Annotated in this window: 15 protein-coding genes and 1 pseudogene; 11 read left to right on the forward strand and 5 right to left on the reverse strand. The window is 62.3% G+C overall.

The features are described 5' to 3' along the window. Positions 1 to 413: 413 nt before the first annotated feature. The 3 genes from ppdK to EN846_RS06580 all read left to right on the forward strand — a co-directional run bounded on the left by ppdK (position 414) and on the right by EN846_RS06580 (position 5314). Entirely contained in the window at positions 414 to 3098 is a 2685-nt protein-coding gene (gene ppdK / locus EN846_RS06570) for a pyruvate, phosphate dikinase (protein WP_128346061.1), read from the forward strand. A 241-nt stretch (positions 3099 to 3339) separates the two neighbouring features. Next, positions 3340 to 4455: a glycosyltransferase family 9 protein gene (locus EN846_RS06575; RefSeq protein WP_128346062.1), complete on the forward strand. Its 1116-nt coding sequence runs from the start codon at positions 3340 to 3342 to the stop codon at positions 4453 to 4455. A gap of 118 nt (positions 4456 to 4573) precedes the next feature. Beyond that, the gene (locus tag EN846_RS06580) at positions 4574 to 5314 is read left to right on the forward strand and encodes a polysaccharide deacetylase family protein (RefSeq protein ID WP_127393252.1); all 741 of its coding nucleotides are present in this window, start codon (positions 4574 to 4576) and stop codon (positions 5312 to 5314) included. Between the two features lie 47 nt (positions 5315 to 5361). Here the strand turns inward: EN846_RS06580 and EN846_RS06585 are convergent, their stop codons facing one another. Together EN846_RS06585 and EN846_RS06590 are read right to left on the reverse strand one after the other, a co-directional pair. Continuing rightward, on the reverse strand, positions 5362 to 5751 hold the full coding sequence (locus EN846_RS06585; RefSeq protein ID WP_127393253.1) for a DUF427 domain-containing protein: 390 nt from the start codon (positions 5749 to 5751) through the stop codon (positions 5362 to 5364). A gap of 122 nt (positions 5752 to 5873) precedes the next feature. Beyond that, positions 5874 to 6245 carry a hypothetical protein gene (locus EN846_RS06590; RefSeq protein ID WP_127393254.1) on the reverse strand — a complete coding sequence of 124 codons (372 nt, stop codon included), beginning with the start codon at positions 6243 to 6245 and terminating at the stop codon, positions 5874 to 5876. 190 nt (positions 6246 to 6435) lie between these two features. On the opposite strand from EN846_RS06590, the gene EN846_RS06595 reads away from it, so the two are divergent. Together EN846_RS06595 and EN846_RS06600 are read left to right on the forward strand one after the other, a co-directional pair. Next, complete coding sequence (locus tag EN846_RS06595; RefSeq protein WP_128346981.1) at positions 6436 to 8064, forward strand: fatty-acid--CoA ligase; 1629 nt, start codon at positions 6436 to 6438, stop codon at positions 8062 to 8064. Positions 8065 to 8136: 72 nt separating this feature from the next. Beyond that, entirely contained in the window at positions 8137 to 8922 is a 786-nt protein-coding gene (locus EN846_RS06600; RefSeq protein ID WP_135858113.1) for a DUF1499 domain-containing protein, read from the forward strand. Positions 8923 to 8925: 3 nt separating this feature from the next. Here EN846_RS06600 and EN846_RS06605 read toward each other — a convergent pair whose 3' ends face one another. Beyond that, on the reverse strand, positions 8926 to 9834 hold the full coding sequence (locus EN846_RS06605) for an MBL fold metallo-hydrolase (RefSeq protein WP_127393295.1): 909 nt from the start codon (positions 9832 to 9834) through the stop codon (positions 8926 to 8928). 116 nt (positions 9835 to 9950) lie between these two features. Here EN846_RS06605 and EN846_RS06610 point away from each other — a divergent pair, with 116 nt between their 5' ends. Both EN846_RS06610 and EN846_RS06615 read left to right on the forward strand, forming a co-directional pair. Further along, positions 9951 to 10544 carry a biotin transporter BioY gene (locus EN846_RS06610; protein ID WP_127393296.1) on the forward strand — a complete coding sequence of 198 codons (594 nt, stop codon included), beginning with the start codon at positions 9951 to 9953 and terminating at the stop codon, positions 10542 to 10544. Between the two features lie 399 nt (positions 10545 to 10943). Then, positions 10944 to 11279, forward strand: coding sequence for an excisionase (locus EN846_RS06615; RefSeq protein WP_127310387.1), 336 nt, complete (start codon positions 10944 to 10946; stop codon positions 11277 to 11279). Positions 11280 to 11513: 234 nt separating this feature from the next. Here EN846_RS06615 and EN846_RS06620 read toward each other — a convergent pair whose 3' ends face one another. Continuing rightward, positions 11514 to 12641, reverse strand: a complete 1128-nt coding sequence (locus tag EN846_RS06620) for an acyltransferase (protein ID WP_187331204.1) — start codon at positions 12639 to 12641, stop codon at positions 11514 to 11516. Between the two features lie 1178 nt (positions 12642 to 13819). On the opposite strand from EN846_RS06620, the gene EN846_RS06625 reads away from it, so the two are divergent. Then, positions 13820 to 14677 carry a glycosyltransferase gene (locus tag EN846_RS06625; protein WP_245493352.1) on the forward strand — a complete coding sequence of 286 codons (858 nt, stop codon included), beginning with the start codon at positions 13820 to 13822 and terminating at the stop codon, positions 14675 to 14677. Continuing rightward, positions 14674 to 15624 carry a glycosyltransferase family 4 protein gene (locus EN846_RS06630; RefSeq protein WP_128346306.1) on the forward strand — a complete coding sequence of 317 codons (951 nt, stop codon included), beginning with the start codon at positions 14674 to 14676 and terminating at the stop codon, positions 15622 to 15624. The genes EN846_RS06625 and EN846_RS06630 overlap by 4 nt, the downstream gene beginning before the upstream one ends. Before the next feature lie 323 nt (positions 15625 to 15947). On the opposite strand, the pseudogene EN846_RS35790 reads toward EN846_RS06630, so the two are convergent. Further along, positions 15948 to 16648: pseudogene (locus EN846_RS35790) on the reverse strand (IS30 family transposase); the annotation flags it as partial. 138 nt (positions 16649 to 16786) lie between these two features. Here EN846_RS35790 and rfbA point away from each other — a divergent pair. Further along, the gene (gene rfbA / locus EN846_RS06640; RefSeq protein WP_127391631.1) at positions 16787 to 17677 is read left to right on the forward strand and encodes a glucose-1-phosphate thymidylyltransferase RfbA; all 891 of its coding nucleotides are present in this window, start codon (positions 16787 to 16789) and stop codon (positions 17675 to 17677) included. Next, entirely contained in the window at positions 17670 to 18224 is a 555-nt protein-coding gene (gene rfbC, locus EN846_RS06645) for a dTDP-4-dehydrorhamnose 3,5-epimerase (protein WP_127309983.1), read from the forward strand. The genes rfbA and rfbC overlap by 8 nt, the downstream gene beginning before the upstream one ends. Positions 18225 to 18239: the final 15 nt, after the last annotated feature.

Genomic DNA, 18239 nt, shown 5'->3' on the forward strand with positions numbered 1-18239 from the left:
TAATATTGGAGTGGGGTTCGCTGTCAACAAAAAATCATACGGGCACGTCTGCTGACGTGGTTGACCGAAATCCTGGCCGCTCGATTTCGGCAGCGCCTGGATCTATCGCGCGGAATTTTAGCGGCTCTGCATTTTGCAATGTATTCCTGATGATGAGACCTATGACAGGTTGCATGGCGCTCTCCGGATACTCTCGTTGCATCCATTCTGGTGGCCTCGGAATCATTCGGTCTTTTTGACGCAGCTTTTAGTTAATCGATTTTAGCGGTTTTCCTTAATCGATTGTAGCGGCCGGCCGGCTTTGCCGACGCCTTGCCTTTCGCAGTGCAGCATCATATCGCTCGATTCGGACAGGGCGGAGCCAAGGCCACAGGCTTCGCCAACCTGCAATCTGCGACCGTTGGAGGGCGAGCATGACCAAGTGGGTTTATACCTTCGGCGATGGCGCTGCAGAAGGCCGTGCCGGCGACCGCAATCTCCTCGGCGGCAAGGGTGCCAACCTGGCCGAGATGTGCAGCCTCGGGCTGCCGGTGCCGCCGGGCTTCACCATCACCACCGAGGTCTGCAACGCCTATTACGCCAACGGCCGCACCTATCCGTCCGAGCTCGAGGCGGATGTCGCGGTAGCGCTCGATCATATCGGCCGGCTGACCGGCCGCCGTTTCGGCGATCCGGCGAAGCTGCTCCTGGTGTCGGTCCGCTCAGGCGCCCGCGCTTCCATGCCGGGCATGATGGACACCGTTCTCAATCTCGGTCTCAACGACGAGACGGTCGAGGCGCTGGCCACCGATTCCGGCGATGCCCGCTTTGCCTATGACAGCTACCGCCGCTTCATCCAGATGTATTCCGACGTCGTCATGGGTCTCGACCATGAGGTTTTCGAGGAGATCCTGGAGGACGAGAAGGCGAACCTCGGCCATGAGCTCGACACCGAGGTGACGGCACTCGAATGGCAGGGCGTGATCACGCTTTACAAGGCCAAGGTCGAGGAGGAACTGGGCAAGCCGTTTCCGCAGGATCCGAAAGAACAGCTCTGGGGCGCGATCGGAGCGGTGTTCTCTTCCTGGATGAACAACCGCGCCATCACCTATCGGCGCCTGCACGACATCCCCGAGAGCTGGGGCACGGCGGTCAATGTCCAGGCCATGGTGTTCGGCAACATGGGCGACACGTCCGCCACCGGCGTCGCCTTCACCCGCAACCCGTCGACCGGCGAAAAACAACTCTATGGCGAGTTCCTGGTCAACGCCCAGGGCGAGGACGTCGTCGCCGGCATCCGCACGCCGCAGAACATCACCGAGGCGGCGCGCATCGCCGCCGGCTCCGACAAGCCGTCGCTGCAGAAGCTGATGCCGGAAGCCTTCCAGGCTTTCGTCGACATTTCCGACAGCCTGGAAAAGCACTACCGCGACATGCAGGATCTCGAATTCACCATCGAGCGCGGCAAGCTTTGGATGCTGCAGACCAGGTCCGGCAAGCGCACCGCCAAGGCGGCGCTGAAGATCGCCGTCGAGATGGCGAGGGACGGGCTGATCACCAGGGAGGAAGCGGTCGCCCGCATCGATCCCGCCTCGCTCGTCCAGCTCTTGCACCCGACCATCGACCCCAAGGCCGCCCGCGACGTCATCGGCGTCGGCCTGCCTGCCTCGCCGGGCGCCGCCACCGGCGAGATCGTCTTTTCCTCGGGCGATGCCGAGGACGCCAAGGCGCAAGGCCGCAAGGTGATCCTGGTGCGCATCGAGACCAGCCCCGAGGACATCCACGGCATGCACGCCGCCGAAGGCATCCTCACCACGCGCGGCGGCATGACCAGCCATGCCGCGGTGGTGGCGCGCGGCATGGGCAAGCCCTGCGTGTCCGGCGCCGGCTCGCTGCGCGTCGACTACAAGGCCGGGACGCTGATCTCGATGGGGCAGACCTTCCGCAAGGGCGACGTCATCACCATCGACGGCGCCAACGGCCAGGTGCTGAAGGGCGCGGTGGCCATGCTGCAGCCGGAATTGTCGGGCGATTTCGCCGCCATCATGGAATGGGCCGACGCCGCTCGCCGCATGAAGGTGCGCACCAATGCCGAAACGCCGCTCGATGCGCGCATGGCGCGCTCCTTCGGCGCCGAGGGCATCGGGCTTTGCCGCACTGAGCACATGTTCTTCGATGGCGACCGCATCGTCGCCATGCGCGAGATGATCCTGGCCGATACCGAAAAGGACCGGCGCGCCGCGCTTGCCAAGCTCCTGCCGATGCAGCGTTCGGATTTTCTCGAACTGTTCGAGATCATGGCCGGCCTGCCAGTGACGATCCGGCTGCTCGATCCGCCGCTGCACGAATTCCTGCCCAAGACCGAGGCGGAGATCGCCGAGGTCGCCGCCGCCATGAATGTGTCGCCCGACAAGCTCCGGCAGCGCACCGAGGCCCTGCACGAATTCAATCCGATGCTCGGCCATCGCGGCTGCCGTCTTGCGGTTTCCTATCCCGAGATCGCCGAGATGCAGGCGCGCGCCATTTTCGAGGCGGCCGTCGAGGCCGGCCACAAGGCCGGCGCGCTGGTGGTGCCGGAGATCATGGTGCCGCTGGTCGGCATCGTGAAGGAGCTCGACTACGTCAAGGCGCGCATCGACGCGGTCGCCGCCAGCGTCATGCAGGAAACCGGCACGAAGATCGACTACCTGACGGGTACGATGATCGAGCTCCCCCGCGCGGCCATCCGCGCCCATGTCATCGCCGAGGCGGCCGAGTTCTTCTCCTTCGGCACCAACGATCTTACCCAGACCACTTTCGGCATTTCGCGCGACGATGCGGCCTCCTTTCTGGAGACCTACCGGCAGAAGGGCATCATCGAGCAGGATCCGTTCGTGTCGCTCGACATAGAGGGCGTCGGCGAATTGGTGCGCATCGCGGCCGAAAAGGGCAGGGCGACGCGGCCCGGGATCAAGCTCGGCATTTGCGGTGAGCATGGCGGCGATCCGTCGTCGATCCGCTTCTGCGAGGAGGTCGGCCTCGACTATGTGTCGTGCTCGCCCTACCGCGTGCCGATCGCCAGACTGGCCGCGGCGCAGGCCGCGGTGAAGGTGGCAAAGACATCAGCAAAACGCGACTGATCTTTTCGGTCGCGGTGTCGCACGGATTTCCGACCGGAATCCGCGACAAAACCACAATCCCGGGCGGAGCATTCCCTGGCTTGCCAGGGAATGCTCCGGCTAGCCGATCGGCATGCCGGTGGGCTCGCCGCCTTACGGTTTTGTAAGCAAAGTCACGCGAACGTGCGCGTGGCGGCCCCCATTCTCGACATCGTTTCCGCCCAGTCTCCAGGGTCTCCGATCCCCCCGGCGCCCGAGACAGATGTTGCAGATTTCCCCCGCTCCCTTCCGCTCGATCCTCATTTTACAGACGAAGTTCATCGGCGATCTCGTTCTCGCCTCGGCGCTGGCCAGGAACCTCCAGCTCGGCTATCCCGGCGTCGGGATCGTGTTCCTTTGCGAGGCACGTTTCGCCAGCTTCCTCACCGCCCACGGCATCGCTTCCGATGTCGTCACGTTCCGCCGCGCCATGATGCGCGGATCGCCGCTGCAGCGAGGGCGCGAGCTGTATTCGATGGTGCGCAGGCTGCGCCGGCACCGCTTCGACATGACGATCGACCTGACCGATTCGAAGACCTCACGCATCATCAGCAGCCTCGTCAACGCCCCGGCCAGGGTCGGCTACCATCCGTCCGAAAGGCCCTTGCGCTGGCACGAGCGTCAGCCGGCCAACGTCCGGGCCAGGCCGTTCGGCTTCGGTGAGCGGCACTATCTCTACCGATACCTTTCGCCGCTCGAGGCGCTTGGCGTCGACCTGCGCGCGAGAGCGCCGTCGATCCGCCCATTGGCTGTGGAAATGGCGCGGGCGCTCGCCTTGCTGGACAAATACCATCTCAGGCGAAGCGGTTTTGTCGCGGTGCATGCCGGGGCGAGTTTTCTCGGTCGGCGCTGGCAGCCGGAGCGCTTCGCCGCCGTCATCGACGAGATTGCGCGCGAGACCGGGCTGGATTTCGTGCTCGTCGGTGGCCCGGACGAGCACAAAGCGGCCGACGAGATTGCCGCGAGGACAGCCTCGCCGGTCGTCAACTTTGTCGGTGCGCTTTCGCTCGAAACGCTGTTGGCGCTGCTGAAGGAGGCGCGGCTTTTCCTCGGCAATGAGAGCGGTCCGATGCATATGGCGGCGGCAGCGGGCACCCCTGTCGTCGGCCTCTACGGGCTGACCAATCCGATCCGCTGGGGGCCGGTCGGCGTGGCGAGCATCGCGCTGCAGCCCTCCATGCCTTGCGAATGCGTGGCAAGCGACTTCTGCAAGCCGACCGACCCGAGCAAGGCGTGCTGCGTCTGGCGCCTGGAAGTCGGACCTGTAACCGACGCCGTGCGCGAGATCCTTGCGCGCACCGAAAAGCAAACGGCAAACGCGCTCTCGCGCTACGCCTGAAGCAAATTCTCGTGACTGCGTTCTTCGCACGGGCGCCGTCCCGATTTTCGCCTTGATGCGGGTCTTTTGGCTGGATATTGCAACCATCCTGCTTCGACCACCGGCCCGGAAATCGATCATGCGTCTCTTGCGGAAACATCTTTGCGCGATTGCGCTGTCGGTTTGCGCCGTGTCCACGGCCGGCGCCGCGCCGCTTGTCGAGCCGACGCTGCATCTGAAACCGCAGGCAGGCGGCAGCGGCCGCGTCGCGCTGACGCTCGACGCCTGCGGCGGCCAGACCGACACCCGCATCCTCTCGGCGCTCGTCGACAACCGCATCCCGGCCACCATTTTCGTCACCGGCATCTGGCTGAAGCGCAACGCCGCCGCCGTCGAGATCATGCGCGCCCATCCGGATCTATTCGAGCTGGAGAATCATGGCGGCCGCCATATCCCGGCGGTCGACACGCCGCGCAAGATCTATGGCATCCGCAGTGCCGGCAGCCCGGAAGCGGTGCTGACCGAGGTCGAATCGGGTGCCGCGGCACTCACAGGCACCGGCGAGCCGGCGCCGAGATGGTTTCGTGGCGCCACCGCCGAATACAGCCCGTCGGCCATCGCCACGATCCGCAAGCTCGGCTTCAAGGTCGCGGGCTTCTCGATCAACGGCGATGGCGGCTCGCTTCTGGGGGCCAGGGAAACCGCCCGCCGCATCGCCGCCGCCAAGGATGGCGACGTCATCATCGCCCACATCAACCAGCCGACCCATGCCGCCGGCGAAGGCGTGGTCCAGGGCCTGCTGGCGCTGAAGGCAAAAGGTCTGACCTTGGTGCGGCTCGACGATGCCGACGGCGTTGGCAACGACGGCACCACCGACTGATCGGTCAGGCCACGCTTTGGCCTCGTCCCGTCCGGCAAGGCAGCATGTCAGTCCGGCGTGGCCTCGATCGTCACCTTGCTCGGATAGAAGGCGCCGTGATTGCGGATCTCCGTCATCTCGTCGAAGGGCCGCTCATAGGCCCACATCGCATCCTTGCCGGTCTCGCCGGCCGGCAGCGCGCTCCAATAGCTGGCATCGCCCTTATAAGGGCAGTGCGTCGAGTGACCGGTCTTGGCCAACTGGCTGAAATCGATGTCGTCGAAAGGAATGTAGAAGACCGCAGGATAGGGCGGCTCCGACAGGAGCTTTGCCCTTGTCGAGGAAGCGATGACCGTTTCGCCGGCGCGCACGGTGACGGTGCCGCTAAAGGACTCGACAGTGATGACTTTGCCGGGATTGCGCTGGAAGCCGGGGGCGGGGTTGGCGATCTGGTCCATTGGCGGGCTGTCCTTGTCCGATTGAGAGGTCGCCCGCAATAGGTGTGTCGTGCAGGCAGCCGGCGCAAGCCCAAACGAAATCACGCCGGGGCGGCGTTCAGGGCGAGCCGTCGAGAAAATCGTCAGGCAGCCGTCTGGAACACGTCCATCAGCCCGGCATAGGCGGCGGCGATGCCGGCCACCGGATTGGTGCTCCTCGATGCGGTCTCGACCTTCAGCGCGCCGCCGACGGCCGGCAGGGTGAGCAGCAGGAATTGTCGATTGCCGCCGTCTCCGACACAGGCAGCCGCAACGTGCTGGTCTTCGCCGTCGTTCTGGACGCACATCTTGAACAGCAGCGTGCCGCCGACCGCCTCCAGGGCGCCGCCCACAACCTCGACGAATTCATCTTCGGAGACCGTCCTGGTGTCCGGCGCCAGATTGGCCAGACTTTCGGCAAGCGAGTTTTCGAGTTCCAGGTCTTCCGGCGCCTTGTCGTCGAGCTGCGTGTCCATGCGAACCTCTTTCATTCGCCAATCGCGCACCCAGCCCATTAACGAAACTTAACGCGGACGATGGCCGGATTGTGGCGGTTTGCGCAGGGTCTTCAAGGAATGCAACGCTTTCAGCGCTTACGGCTGGACAATCCGCCGGTTCGTCCCACAATGCCGCAAAAAGGATCGCCAAAGCGCAGGGGAGGAACAAATGCTTGGACTGATGCAGGAATGGCCGCTGCTTTGCCACAAGCTGATCGACAATGCCGAGCGGCAGCATGGCGGACGCGAGATCGTATCGCGCTCGATCGAGGGACCGATCGTGCGCACCACCTATGCCGAGGTCCATCATCGGGCGTTGAAGGTCGCGCAGCGGCTGGAGCGCGACGGCTTCAGGCTCGGCGACCGCATCGCCACGCTTGCCTGGAACACGGCGCGCCACATCGAGGCCTGGTACGGCATCATGGGCATCGGCGCGGTCTATCACACGCTCAATCCGCGCCTCTTTCCCGAACAGATCGCCTGGATCATGAGCAACGCCGAGGACAAGGCGATCTTCGTCGACCTGACCTTCGTGCCGGTCCTGGAAAAGATCGCCGGCGCGGTCAAATCGCTGAACAAGATCATCGTGCTGACCGACCAGGCGCATATGCCTCAGACGGCGCTGCCGAACGCGGTTGCCTACGAGGAGTGGCTCGCCGAAGCCGATGGCGCCTTCGCCTGGAAGACGTTCGACGAGAACACTGCCGCCGGCATGTGCTACACCTCGGGCACGACGGGCGATCCCAAGGGCGTGCTCTACAGCCACCGTTCCAACGTGCTGCACGCCATGATCGCGGCCATGCCCGACGCCATGGGCATTTCGGCCCGCGACGTCATCCTTCCGGTCGTGCCGATGTTCCATGCCAATGCCTGGGGCCTTGGCCAGAGCGCGCCGATGATCGGCGCCAAGCTGGTGATGCCGGGCTGCAAGATGGACGGCGCCTCGATCTATGAGCTGCTCGATACCGAGAAGGTCACCTTCAGCGCCGCCGTGCCGACGGTGTGGATGATGCTGCTGCAATATCTGGAGGAGACCGGCAGCAAACTTCCCCATCTGCAGAAGGTGGTCATCGGCGGCTCGTCCTGTCCGCGCGCCATAACCCAGAAATTCCAGGACAACTACGACGTCCATGTCATCCATGCCTGGGGCATGACCGAAATGTCGCCGCTCGGCACGCTTTGCACCATGAAGCCGGAATATGCCGTGCTGGAGGGCGAGGCGCGGCTCGATATCCAGGGCAAGCAGGGCTATCCGCCCTTCGGCGTCGAGATGAAGGTGACCGACGACGAGAACAATGCGATGCCCTGGGACGGCAAGACCTTCGGGCGGCTGAAGGTGCGCGGCCCGGCCATCGCGCGCGCCTATTATGGCGGTGTTGGTTCCGAACAGTTCGACGCCGAGGGCTGGTTCGACACCGGCGACGTCGCCCATATCGATCCCGGTGGCTACATGCAGATCACCGACCGCGCCAAGGACGTCATCAAGTCGGGCGGCGAATGGATCTCGACCATCGACCTTGAGAACCTCGCCGTCGGGCACCCCGATGTCGCCGAGGCGGCGGCAATAGGCGTTCCGCATTCGAAATGGGGCGAGCGGCCGCTGCTGGTCGTCGTGCGCAAGCCGGGCAAGGAGCCGAGCAAGGCCGACATCCTGACCTTCATGAGCGGCAAGGTGGCCAAATGGTGGATGCCCGACGACGTCGCCTTCGTCGGCGAAATTCCCCACACCGCCACCGGCAAGATCCAGAAAATCACCTTGCGTGAGCAGTTCAGGGATTATCGCTTGCCAACGGATTGACGGGATGGGCGTTTTTGAGGCTTCTGGCAGCCGTCAGAGGCTCTGAAGATCGTTCGGGTTGGTGCGGCGGATATGGTTGTTGTTGCTGAACGGCAGACGTCGAGCGCCGCCGGCTGGTCGCGGCGGACAGCGGCCTTTTCGCTGGTCCTGCTCTTGACAGTGCTTGTCGGCCATCAGCTCGACCTCGTCGAAACGCCTGTATTCCTCTGGGTGCTGGCGATCGTCGCGCTGCTTGCCGCCTTCGCCCTGCTGTTTGCCGGCTTCGCCCTGTCGAGGCTGTGGAATTTCGGCGATCGCGGTGGACGCGACCTGTCGGTCGGCGCGCTGCTGGCGCTTCTGGTGCTTGCCCCCTTCGGCGTCGCCGCCTACTGGGCGACGACCTCGCCGCCGCTGAGGGACATTTCGACCGATCTCGACGATCCGCCGGTGCTCGACACATCGGACCGGACGGCGGACATGAACGTGCTGTCGCCACCCACGCCCGGCGAGCAGCGGCTGCAGGGCGATGCCTATCCGCTGGTCACCGGCCGCAGCTACAACCTGCCGTTCGAGACCGTCGTCGACGCGGTCGAAACCGTGCTCGACCGCCGCGACTGGCAGCTTCAGGGGCCGTATCCCGAAACCGACGGGCAAAGCGAGGTGACGATCAACGCGCTGGCCAGGAGTTTCGTGCTCGGCTTGCCCGCCGATGTCGCGATCCGCATCGCCGATGACGGCGATACGGTCGTGGTCGACATGCGCTCGGCCTCTCGCTATGGCCGCTACGACCTCGGCGACAATGCCGGCCGCATCGTCGATTTCCTTGGCGAACTCGACCAGGAGGTCGCCGGCCAGGTCGGGCCCGCGCCGGCCGAATGATGGTCATGCCGCCGGCGTGAAAATGCCGTCGATGGCCGCGTCGCCGTCGGTGGCGACGAGGCCGCGCGCTACCAGGTCCTCCAGATGCGCAAGCACCGACAGGCCGGCGGCGCCGTGCAGGCGCGGGTCGGTGTCGCGATAGATCGTCGCCACCATCTCTTTGATTGTCCGGTCGCCGCCGCGGATGCGTTCCAGGATCGCCCGTTCGCGCATCTTGCGATGCGTCTTCAGCCCGCGCATGAAGCTGCGCGGCTTGGTCACCGGCCCGCCATGGCCGGGCAACAGCAGCCGGTCGTCGCGCTCGATCAGCCTGTCGAGCGAACTCATGTAGTCGGCCATGGCGCCGTCCGGCGGCGCGACGATCGAGGTCGCCCAGGCCATGACATGGTCGGCGGAAAAAAGGATGCCCGTCCCTTCGAGCGCGAACGCGGCGTGGTTGGCGGCATGGCCGGGCGTCAGCACCGTCCTGATCGTCCATCCGTCGCCATGGACCAGCGCGCCGTCGGCGAGCGCGACGTCCGGGATGAAAGCCATGTCCGCGCTGGCGTCGAGCGGATTGACCTCGCCGATTCGCAGCGGCCGGGCCGGGCGGTGCGGGCCTTCGGCAAGCACGGTCGCGCCGGTGCGCTCCTTCAGCCGCGCCGCCAGCGGGGAATGGTCGCGATGGGTATGGCTGACGAGGATATGGCTGACCGGCCTGCCGCCGATAGTTTCGATCAGGGCCTGCAGATGCGCGTCATCGTCCGGACCCGGATCGATCACCGCCAGCGTTTCGCGGCCTATCACGTAGCTGTTGGTCCCGTGGAAGGTGAAAGGACCGGGATTCCCGGCGGTGACGCGTTGCACGTCCGGGGCGACCGTCACCGCCTGGCCGTAGGCGGGATCGAAGCGTGTGTCGAATTTGAGGGCCATGAGGCGACGCGAAGCTCCGTTCAGTGAGACGGCAAAAGCGATTGCCGCATAACACGGAAGCCAATATAGGAAAAAGCGAAGCCGCATTTCGGCGGCCGTCCGGAATGAGGAATACCATGGCACTTGCAGCAACGATGCGTCCGCTTGTTTCTCTGGCACTGCCCGAAAAGGGCGCGGCGCGGCTGGCGACGCAGCTTTTTCTGGCGATCGTCGGGACGCTGCTGCTCATCTTGTCGGCCAAGACCAAGGTTGTGCTCGGCCCGGTCGACATCTCGCTGCAGACGCTGGCCGTGCTGCTGATCGCGTCGGCGTTCGGCCTGCGCCTCGGCGTCGCCACGCTGCTTCTCTACATGGCCGAGGGCGCCATGGGCTTTCCGGTCTTCCAGGGCACGCCGGAAAAGGGCATCGGCGTCGCCTATATGCTCGGCTCCACCGGCGGCTATCTGGCCGGCTTCGTCGTCATGGCTGCGATCGTCGGCTGGGCCGCCGACCGTGGTTGGGAGCGTCATCCGGTCAAGCTCTTCAATGCCATGCTGGTCGGCGAAGTCGTCATGATGGCCATGGGCTTTGCCTGGCTGGCAATGCTGATCGGCGCCGAAAAATCCTGGCAGTTCGGTGTCGTGCCCTTCATCGTCGGCGACCTGATAAAGGTGGCATTGGCCGCGGCCCTGGTGCCGGCCGTCTGGTCGCTGCTGCCGAAGCGACCCTGACATATCCAGCCTCGACCCTACCGACATGATAGCTAGCCGGCGGAGATCCCGCCGGCTTTTTTCCACCGAAATTTATGTGATTTAAAGAGTGTTAAACCGGGGTGCGGCTGTTTACGGAGACTATGGCTATCATATTGAAAATAAAAGGACAATATGACTTATGCGCGCTTTTTTGAAGTGACCACCGACAAGTTTTTAGTCTGGTGTCGGACTAGGGCCAAAAGCGATTGCTGTGAGCTGAAAAACGTCTCTCGATCGACAGCGTCGGCTCGCCTATGCAAGATCAAGATCATCACTGAATCAGACTATATGGCGAGAGAGATATCGCGCCAAAGTTTTCCGACTTCGACATCGACGCGCCCTTGCGACTAGACTCTGCTGCCAAGCTTGCTTTTCCGGATGACGGTCAAAGGGCTCCGCAAAGAGCGCGGCCGTGGTCGCCTTACCACAGAAATAATCGCCAACAAGGAATATACGACCGTGGCGGCGATCGAGGAAATGCGACGCCTATGTCGCGCCCTAGCAAAGGAGCTCGCCTTGTCTGGCGGGACGAATACCGGAAAAAAAGACGGGTCGCTCATGCAGCGGGCCGCTGGTACATCGAAGATGGCGGAAGGCGATATAGCACTGGCTGCGCTCGATCTGACTTTGCAGAGGCTGAAAAGCAACTCGCGGCCCATATTGCTGCGAAGCACGCGCCAACGCGCCAGCGCCACCGTGACCCGGATCAAGTGATGGCTGTGCTTCCGGGAAGCAGAAATGTCCGGCCCAAGGTGTCGGCGTTCGATCGCGAAATCCTACGAGCCACCTTCCACAAATCGGTCATTGAAGACGGAATGCCCTGAAGTTCGATGGCGGAAATTGCGGCGCAAATGGTCAGCGACTTCACCGGCGCACAGACGATCGGTCCAGACTTGCTGGATTGGATCGTGCGGAAGTAGGCGCACTCAGCGCCACGAGAACAGCGTGTCAGCTCGGTTCCTGTGCGACAGCGCGGATACGCGGACCATCGCCATCGGCAATTTGAGGATGACTGAGCTGAAGACGCGTCGGCGACCATTGTAAAAGCCAGCGCCGAAACCAAGCGTTGGCCCAAACTTCGAAGCCGTAGTGGACGACTAGTCCGCAGGAGGCAGCGAACGAGACCATGAGCACAAGCCCGAGATGCGGCTCGATGATTTCGTCCCAACGCCAGTACCAGATCGGCCATTTTAACAAGCTCCCCTGGAGGACGAGATGCACAAGGTAGATCGCATAGCTCGCGGTACCTAGCATTTGAAACGCGCGGCCACGCATGAAGACCCGACCTTCGACCTCTGCGGCGGCAAGCCCAAACACGAGGCAGAAGGCCCCGGCTCCCCACATGGAAAAAATGACGTTTCGCGACTCACCGACGAAGGCTGTAGTCGAAAGGAATAGTATCGCCAGGGCGACAACGAGATAGGGCAGCCATAGCCGCGTCACGGCGCGGTTCTGGATGGTCGATGCGATGATTAAGCCGCCACAGAACTCCAAGATAACCGGAGCTCCGGAAAAGCCGAAGACCGCCGCATCGGTCGATAAGTTCACGTAAACCATCAGCGCGAAGACAGAGATCAGAATGGCCGCGCCCCTTGCCCTGGTACCAACTATGCCGGAAACCACCGCGACCGCGAATGCCATGTAAAAGAACATTTCGTATTCAAGAGTCCAGCCGACCCCCAGCGCAGGAAGCTCGCCTGTGACAGGCCTCTCGACGAACAGCAGTGAGCGGCCTAATTGCGGCCATGTCCACAATTGTGAAGCCCAACAAACATAGGCGAGGGTCATCACCCAGTAGAGGGGAGCAATGCGTGCCAACCGCTTAGCCATGAAGTCATATATGCCCGCAGCTCCCGTTTCAAACCGCTGCAAACCAATGACCAATCCAGAGATCACAAAGAAAATCGGCACGCCAACGGCGCCGAAAACCGCCAAGTTTCCATATGAGAGAAGCCACGGCAGATCGCCGCCGGCCAGTTTGTGGATCGAACCATAGGTGGCGTAGTAGTGATGCACGACGACGAGCAGCGCAGCAATTCCGCGCAGCCCCTGTATCGACAAAAATACTTTCGGCACAACTCCCCCCGAGAAGCTTCTTTTCGTCTTTTGAGAAGTTTTTCGCATCCTTTGTGGGCAACAGCAATCGAGAGCCAACTCCTATGCACTGTTTCGTGCAAGCGCGCCCGCCAGGACGCGCGGCGCGTTTCTCCGCTCTGAGAGACAGCGGTCAACTGAAATGCGCGTTGGCGGGCTGCATGCTTCTCTTGACAATACATTTCTTCGAATGTGTGCTGGCCTTCACGGCCGGCTGTGGCATCAAGTCCTTCGCCAATCGATGCCGGCGTCATGGTGTCGGGCCGTTCCCGATCCGGGCGAGAAAAGGCCCGATATTTTTGCCGATCCGCGCTTGGCCGAGCGGGTCCTGCCGCCGCCGACGCCGGAGGGCACTGAGAAGTTTGAGGGCCGACGACTGGACCCGGCGCAACAATCCTTGCGGTGTCATCCTCTCCAACGCGAGGCCGCCAAGGATGCACAGGCCGAGGATCCAGCAATAGTGGTATCCATCGCCAGCCCGAACTTCCAGAACACGAGGACATCGCGCCTGAACCGAGCAGTCACTGGCGAACCAGTCTCCGTTTGATATTCCAGACAACAGGCAAAAAAGCGGGAATTCCCGCGAGGTGCCTGATGCGTGGAACGAGGCAGCGATATTATCGTGCAATTTTAGATAATTTAGGGGAAATTTCCCTGCTTCAGATCAGGGAAATTCGACCAAGTATCCGGCAAAGTCAGAGGTCGGCGGCGATCTAACAGGGAAATCCGTTGTGCATTGCGCGGGATCCGATTGTCGTTTCGCGGGATCGAATTGTCCAGGAATGCGCTGCCGTTTGATGGGAATCCGATGCCCTATTGCGGTTGCGCAGTGAAGAAAGGTAGGAGCGGTTTGCTCCTTCCCGAAACGGAATGTGATGAGCCAGGATGTGATTGTCGGATGCGGAGGCTGCGACAGAAACAGCAAGGCGTGGAGGCGCCATAAGGGGCCGTTTTGCCTGTTTCCGAACGCGCTGTTCCTGAGACTTGCGATCGCGACGGGGACCGCTATGAGCGCGCGTTGCACTTCAGGTGAGAGAGTGATAGCGCCTTGGCATGGCCGCTGTGAGTCTTTAGACCGTTATTCCGGCCAAGTTCATTGCGCCCTATCAGTTGATCGGCCAGAATGACATCCGGAAGCATACGACAAAGGATTGAGGGATTTGGTCGATCTCAACACTCACATTGCGAATGCTGCGCGTGATAGGAATTCCCCGCGAGTCGTCGCGGTCCTTACAACACGGAACGAAGAACGGTTCATCGCCGAATGTCTTGAGAACCTCTTTCGTCAAGGCGTGCAGGTCTACGTCTGCGACAATCAGTCGACGGACCGAACGCTTGAGATTGCCCAGCGCTACTGCGGGGCTGGATTGATAGGATTCGAAAGTATCCCGCATAACGGCTGGTATTGCTGGGAGCACCTTCTTCGTCGCAAAGAGGAACTATTTCAGTCGCTCGAAGCAGACTGGTTCATGCATGTTGACGCTGACGAGATCCACCTTCCGCCGACTTCGTACTCATCGTTGGTCTCCGCCATTGCGGCAGCCGACGCACTCGGCTGCAACGCGATCGAGTCTTCCGAGTTCACGTTCATTCCTACCAGGGAAGCCCCCAATCACGACAATCCCAATTATCAATACACGCTGCGGACCTACTACCCGTTCCGGCCGACCTCCCCACACTGCGTCCGTGCGTACAAGAAACAGGACGGCCCCATGGAGATTGCGTGGTCAGGCGGCCATCGCGTACGCTTCGGGGGGCCGGTGACGCTCTACCCCGAGCGTTTTCGCATGAAGCATTATCTGTTCCTGAGTGCAGAGCACGCCGCGCGCAAGTATGCTGGCCGCCGGTACCTGAGCGAGGAGGTCAATGGTCTTGGTTGGCACGGATGGCGACCTCGCTTGCGATCAGAGGATATCCGGCTGCCGGACGCCAGCCAGATGCGCGCCACTGCGACGGACGACGATCTGAACGAGGCCAATCCATGGTCGGCGCACTGGCTTGAGCGGTACGCCCCGTGAGCGATGTACACCTCCCCCGCATCCTGGCGATCGCGGACCGACCCGGCTGGGCGATCGATCGCAAGACCCAAAATCTCCGGCGCGTGCTGGAAAGAAGGTTCGAGATCGTCGAACGATTTCAGCATGATGTGACTGAGTCCGACGTGAACGCGGCGGACATCGTGCTCATCTTCTATTGGCTCCAAATCTCGAAACTGCCCCTGCCGGAATCGGCCCTCGCCCGGCGGTCTGACAGGCTGCTCATCGGGATCTGCAGCCACAGAGAGCTCGAGGGCGAATTCCGCGAGCCGGGGCTCGCCACCCTGCACCGGCTGGCGCGCGCTGTGTTTGTCAATAATCGGCAGCTCGAGCACGAATACGGTCCTCTACTGCGTGTTCCGGTCCACTACACGCCCAATGGGGTCGACACGACATTCTTTTGTCCCCCACAAGAGCAACCCCGGGCTGGCGAGCTCCGCGTTGGATGGGCGGGAAGTCTGAGCAACCATGGTCCGGCGCATCGGGGCTTCCACGACGTCATCGAGCCCGCGGTCGCTGCCGTGCCGGGCGTGCGACTACTGACTGCGGTTCGGGAGCAACGCTGGCGCAGCCATGACGAAATGCTCGACTTCTATCGGGGTCTCGACGTTTATGTCTGCGCCAGTCGCAGCGAAGGCACTCCCAATCCTTGCTTGGAGGCGGCGGCGTGCGGTGTCCCCTTGGTAACGACCCGTGTGGGAAACATGCCCGAGCTGATTCGGGATGGCGACAACGGGCTGTTCTTCGATGGAACTGCGGAGGGGCTCGCGAACAAGCTCGCCCTGTTGCGGGACACGCCGTCGCTGGGGTCGCAGATGGCCGCCCGCATGATCGAGACGATCCGAGAGTGGGATTGGGGAGAGCTGGCCGAAAACTATGCGCACATGTTTGCCTCGTTGCTTGCTGCAAGCGAGCGGTCGGGCCGGTGAGATGTTGCTTCAGATGTGCTCTGCCAAACCTGACCTTTGTAGCGCCATTCGAGATTTCCCGGATCTTCCATACCTCGCTCAGCAGAGATGACGCTGTGCAAGGCAATCGAGGCCTGGTATGGGCGCCCTTCGCTATTCGATGGCGGCGACTATCATTGTTCCCGCGCAGACGCTCGTCCTTCAGAGGTGTTGCCGGGCGGCGGGTTTGGAGGCACGGTTTTCGCCCCCCAGCTCAATAGACATCGTTCGCAGCGAATGGCCGCTTTGGGGCGGCGGGTTCAACCGATCGCTGCAACACACTCAGCGAACTTCTCCGCTGGGGTCTAATAGAGCAAGGTCTTTCTGGGGCGTCCGTTGAGCTGCCGCGCGATGGCGCTGAGCTTTGCCTGGCTGTGCAGGGATAGGTCGGTGCCACGTGGCAGATATTGGCGCAGCAGTCGGTCGGTGTTTTCATTCGAGCCGCGCTGCCAAGGCGATCGAGGATCGCAGAAGTAGACCTCGACGTCCGTGGCCATTGTCAGCCGCTGGTGGTCGGCAAGCTCTTTGCCTCGGTCCCATGTCAGCGATTGATAGAGCTCTCCGGCAATTTCTGCGACTGCTTGATTAGGACTGAGACGACGCTTTCGGTATCTTTATTGGCGACCTTGATCAGCGTCACACAGCGCGAGTGACGCTCGACCAGCGTCGCCACGTTGCTGTTCTTGGACCCGGAGATGAGGTCGTCCTCCCAGTGGCCGGGAACTGCTCGATCTTCGACGGTGGCGGGCCGTTCGCTGATGGAGATTGCATCCTTGATCTGGCCCAGCCGACTCCGCTTCATGCTGGCGTGCGGGGAACGGCGGATCGTGCGCCTGGCTCTAAGATGCTCCAGCGGTTCCTTTTTCAGCACTCCACGTGCCCGAATGGACAGGCTGCGATAGATCGTTTCGTGCGACACCTGATTATGCGGCTCCCCTGGGTAGGTGCGCTTGAGCCAGCCGGCAATCTGCTCTGGCGACCATTTCCGCTGCAGCTTGACCGATACTGTCCACTAACCGATCAGGACAAACGGGGATGATCCTGGACGCTGCCCGAGCGGGAAGATTGACAAGCCATTGCTTGAAACCTAAGCACGGGCAACTTGTTGTCAGGGCGGGGGCCTCGGTTTTCAAGGGAGAGCTTGTTGAAAGGAATTATCCTTGCAGGAGGCAGCGGCACTCGTCTCTATCCGCTAACATTAGCCGTCTCTAAGCAAATACTCCCGATTTACGACAAGCCGATGATCTATTACCCGCTGAGCGTGCTGATGCTTTCGGGAATTCGCCAGATTCTGATCATTTCAACTCCGCGCGACTTGCCGGTGTTCCGGGAGTTGCTGGGCGACGGCTCGGAATTCGGGCTGGAGCTGTCCTACGCCGAACAGCCCCACCCCAATGGTCTTGCCGAGGCGTTCATCATCGGCCGCGAGTTCATCGGCAAGGACAGCGTGTCGATGATCCTCGGCGACAACATCTATTTCGGCGAAGGCTTGTCGCAGCTTTGCCGCACGGCGGCGGCGCGCGAAAGCGGTGCGTCCGTGTTCGCCTATCATGTCGACGATCCTGAGCGCTACGGCGTGGTATCCTTTGACAGGGTCAGCGGCACTGCCTTGACGATCGAAGAGAAGCCGCAGAAGCCGAAGTCCAACTGGGCCGTCACCGGCCTTTATTTCTATGATAACGAGGTCATCGACATCGCCTCGACGATCAGGCCCTCCGCGCGCGGCGAGCTCGAGATCACGGCGGTCAACAATGTCTATCTTGGGCGCGGGCAACTGCAGGTCCATCAGCTCGGCCGCGGCTATGCCTGGCTCGATACCGGCACGCATGACAGCCTGCATGAAGCCGCATCCTTCGTGCGTACCATCGAACACCGCCAGGGCATAAAGGTCGCCTGCCCGGAAGAGATCGCCTTCGAGCAGGGCTGGCTTGCCGCCGACAAGGTTCTGGAGCGCGCCATGCGCCTCGGAAAGAACGAATATGCCGCCTATCTTCGCAAGCGGGTCATGGATCTGACGGAGGACCAGGGTGCTTGAAATCAGGCCGCTCGGCCTCGACGACGTTGTGGAGATCGTGCCGAAGCGGCACGGCGACGCACGCGGCTTCTTCATCGAAACCTACAATGCCGAGCGCTTTGCGGAGGCCGGCATCGACCTGCGCTTCGTGCAGGATAATCACTCCTATTCCGCCGCAGCGGGCGTGGTGAGGGGGCTGCACTACCAGCTACCGCCGCGTGCCCAGGACAAGCTGCTGCGCGTGGTCCGCGGCAGCATCCTCGACGTTGCGGTCGATATCCGTCGCGGCTCCAAGAGCTTCGGGCAATGGGTCGCCCTCGAAATATCGGCCGAGAAGGGCAACCAGATCCTGGTGCCGAAAGGCTTCGCGCACGGCTTCGTCACGCTCGAGCCCGACACCGAGGTTCTGTACAAGGTCACCGACACCTATTCGCCCGAGCACGACCGGTCGATCCGTTACGACGACCCGGCCATCGGCATCGAATGGCCTGCGATATCAGGCGGGTTCCAGCTTTCGGAAAAGGATCTCAGCGCGCCGGTCCTTGGCATGGCGGAGGTGTTCGCATGAGAGGGTTTCGTGAGG

Source organism: Mesorhizobium sp. M4B.F.Ca.ET.203.01.1.1 (genome assembly GCF_004791025.1).
GTDB lineage: Bacteria > Pseudomonadota > Alphaproteobacteria > Rhizobiales > Rhizobiaceae > Mesorhizobium > Mesorhizobium abyssinicae.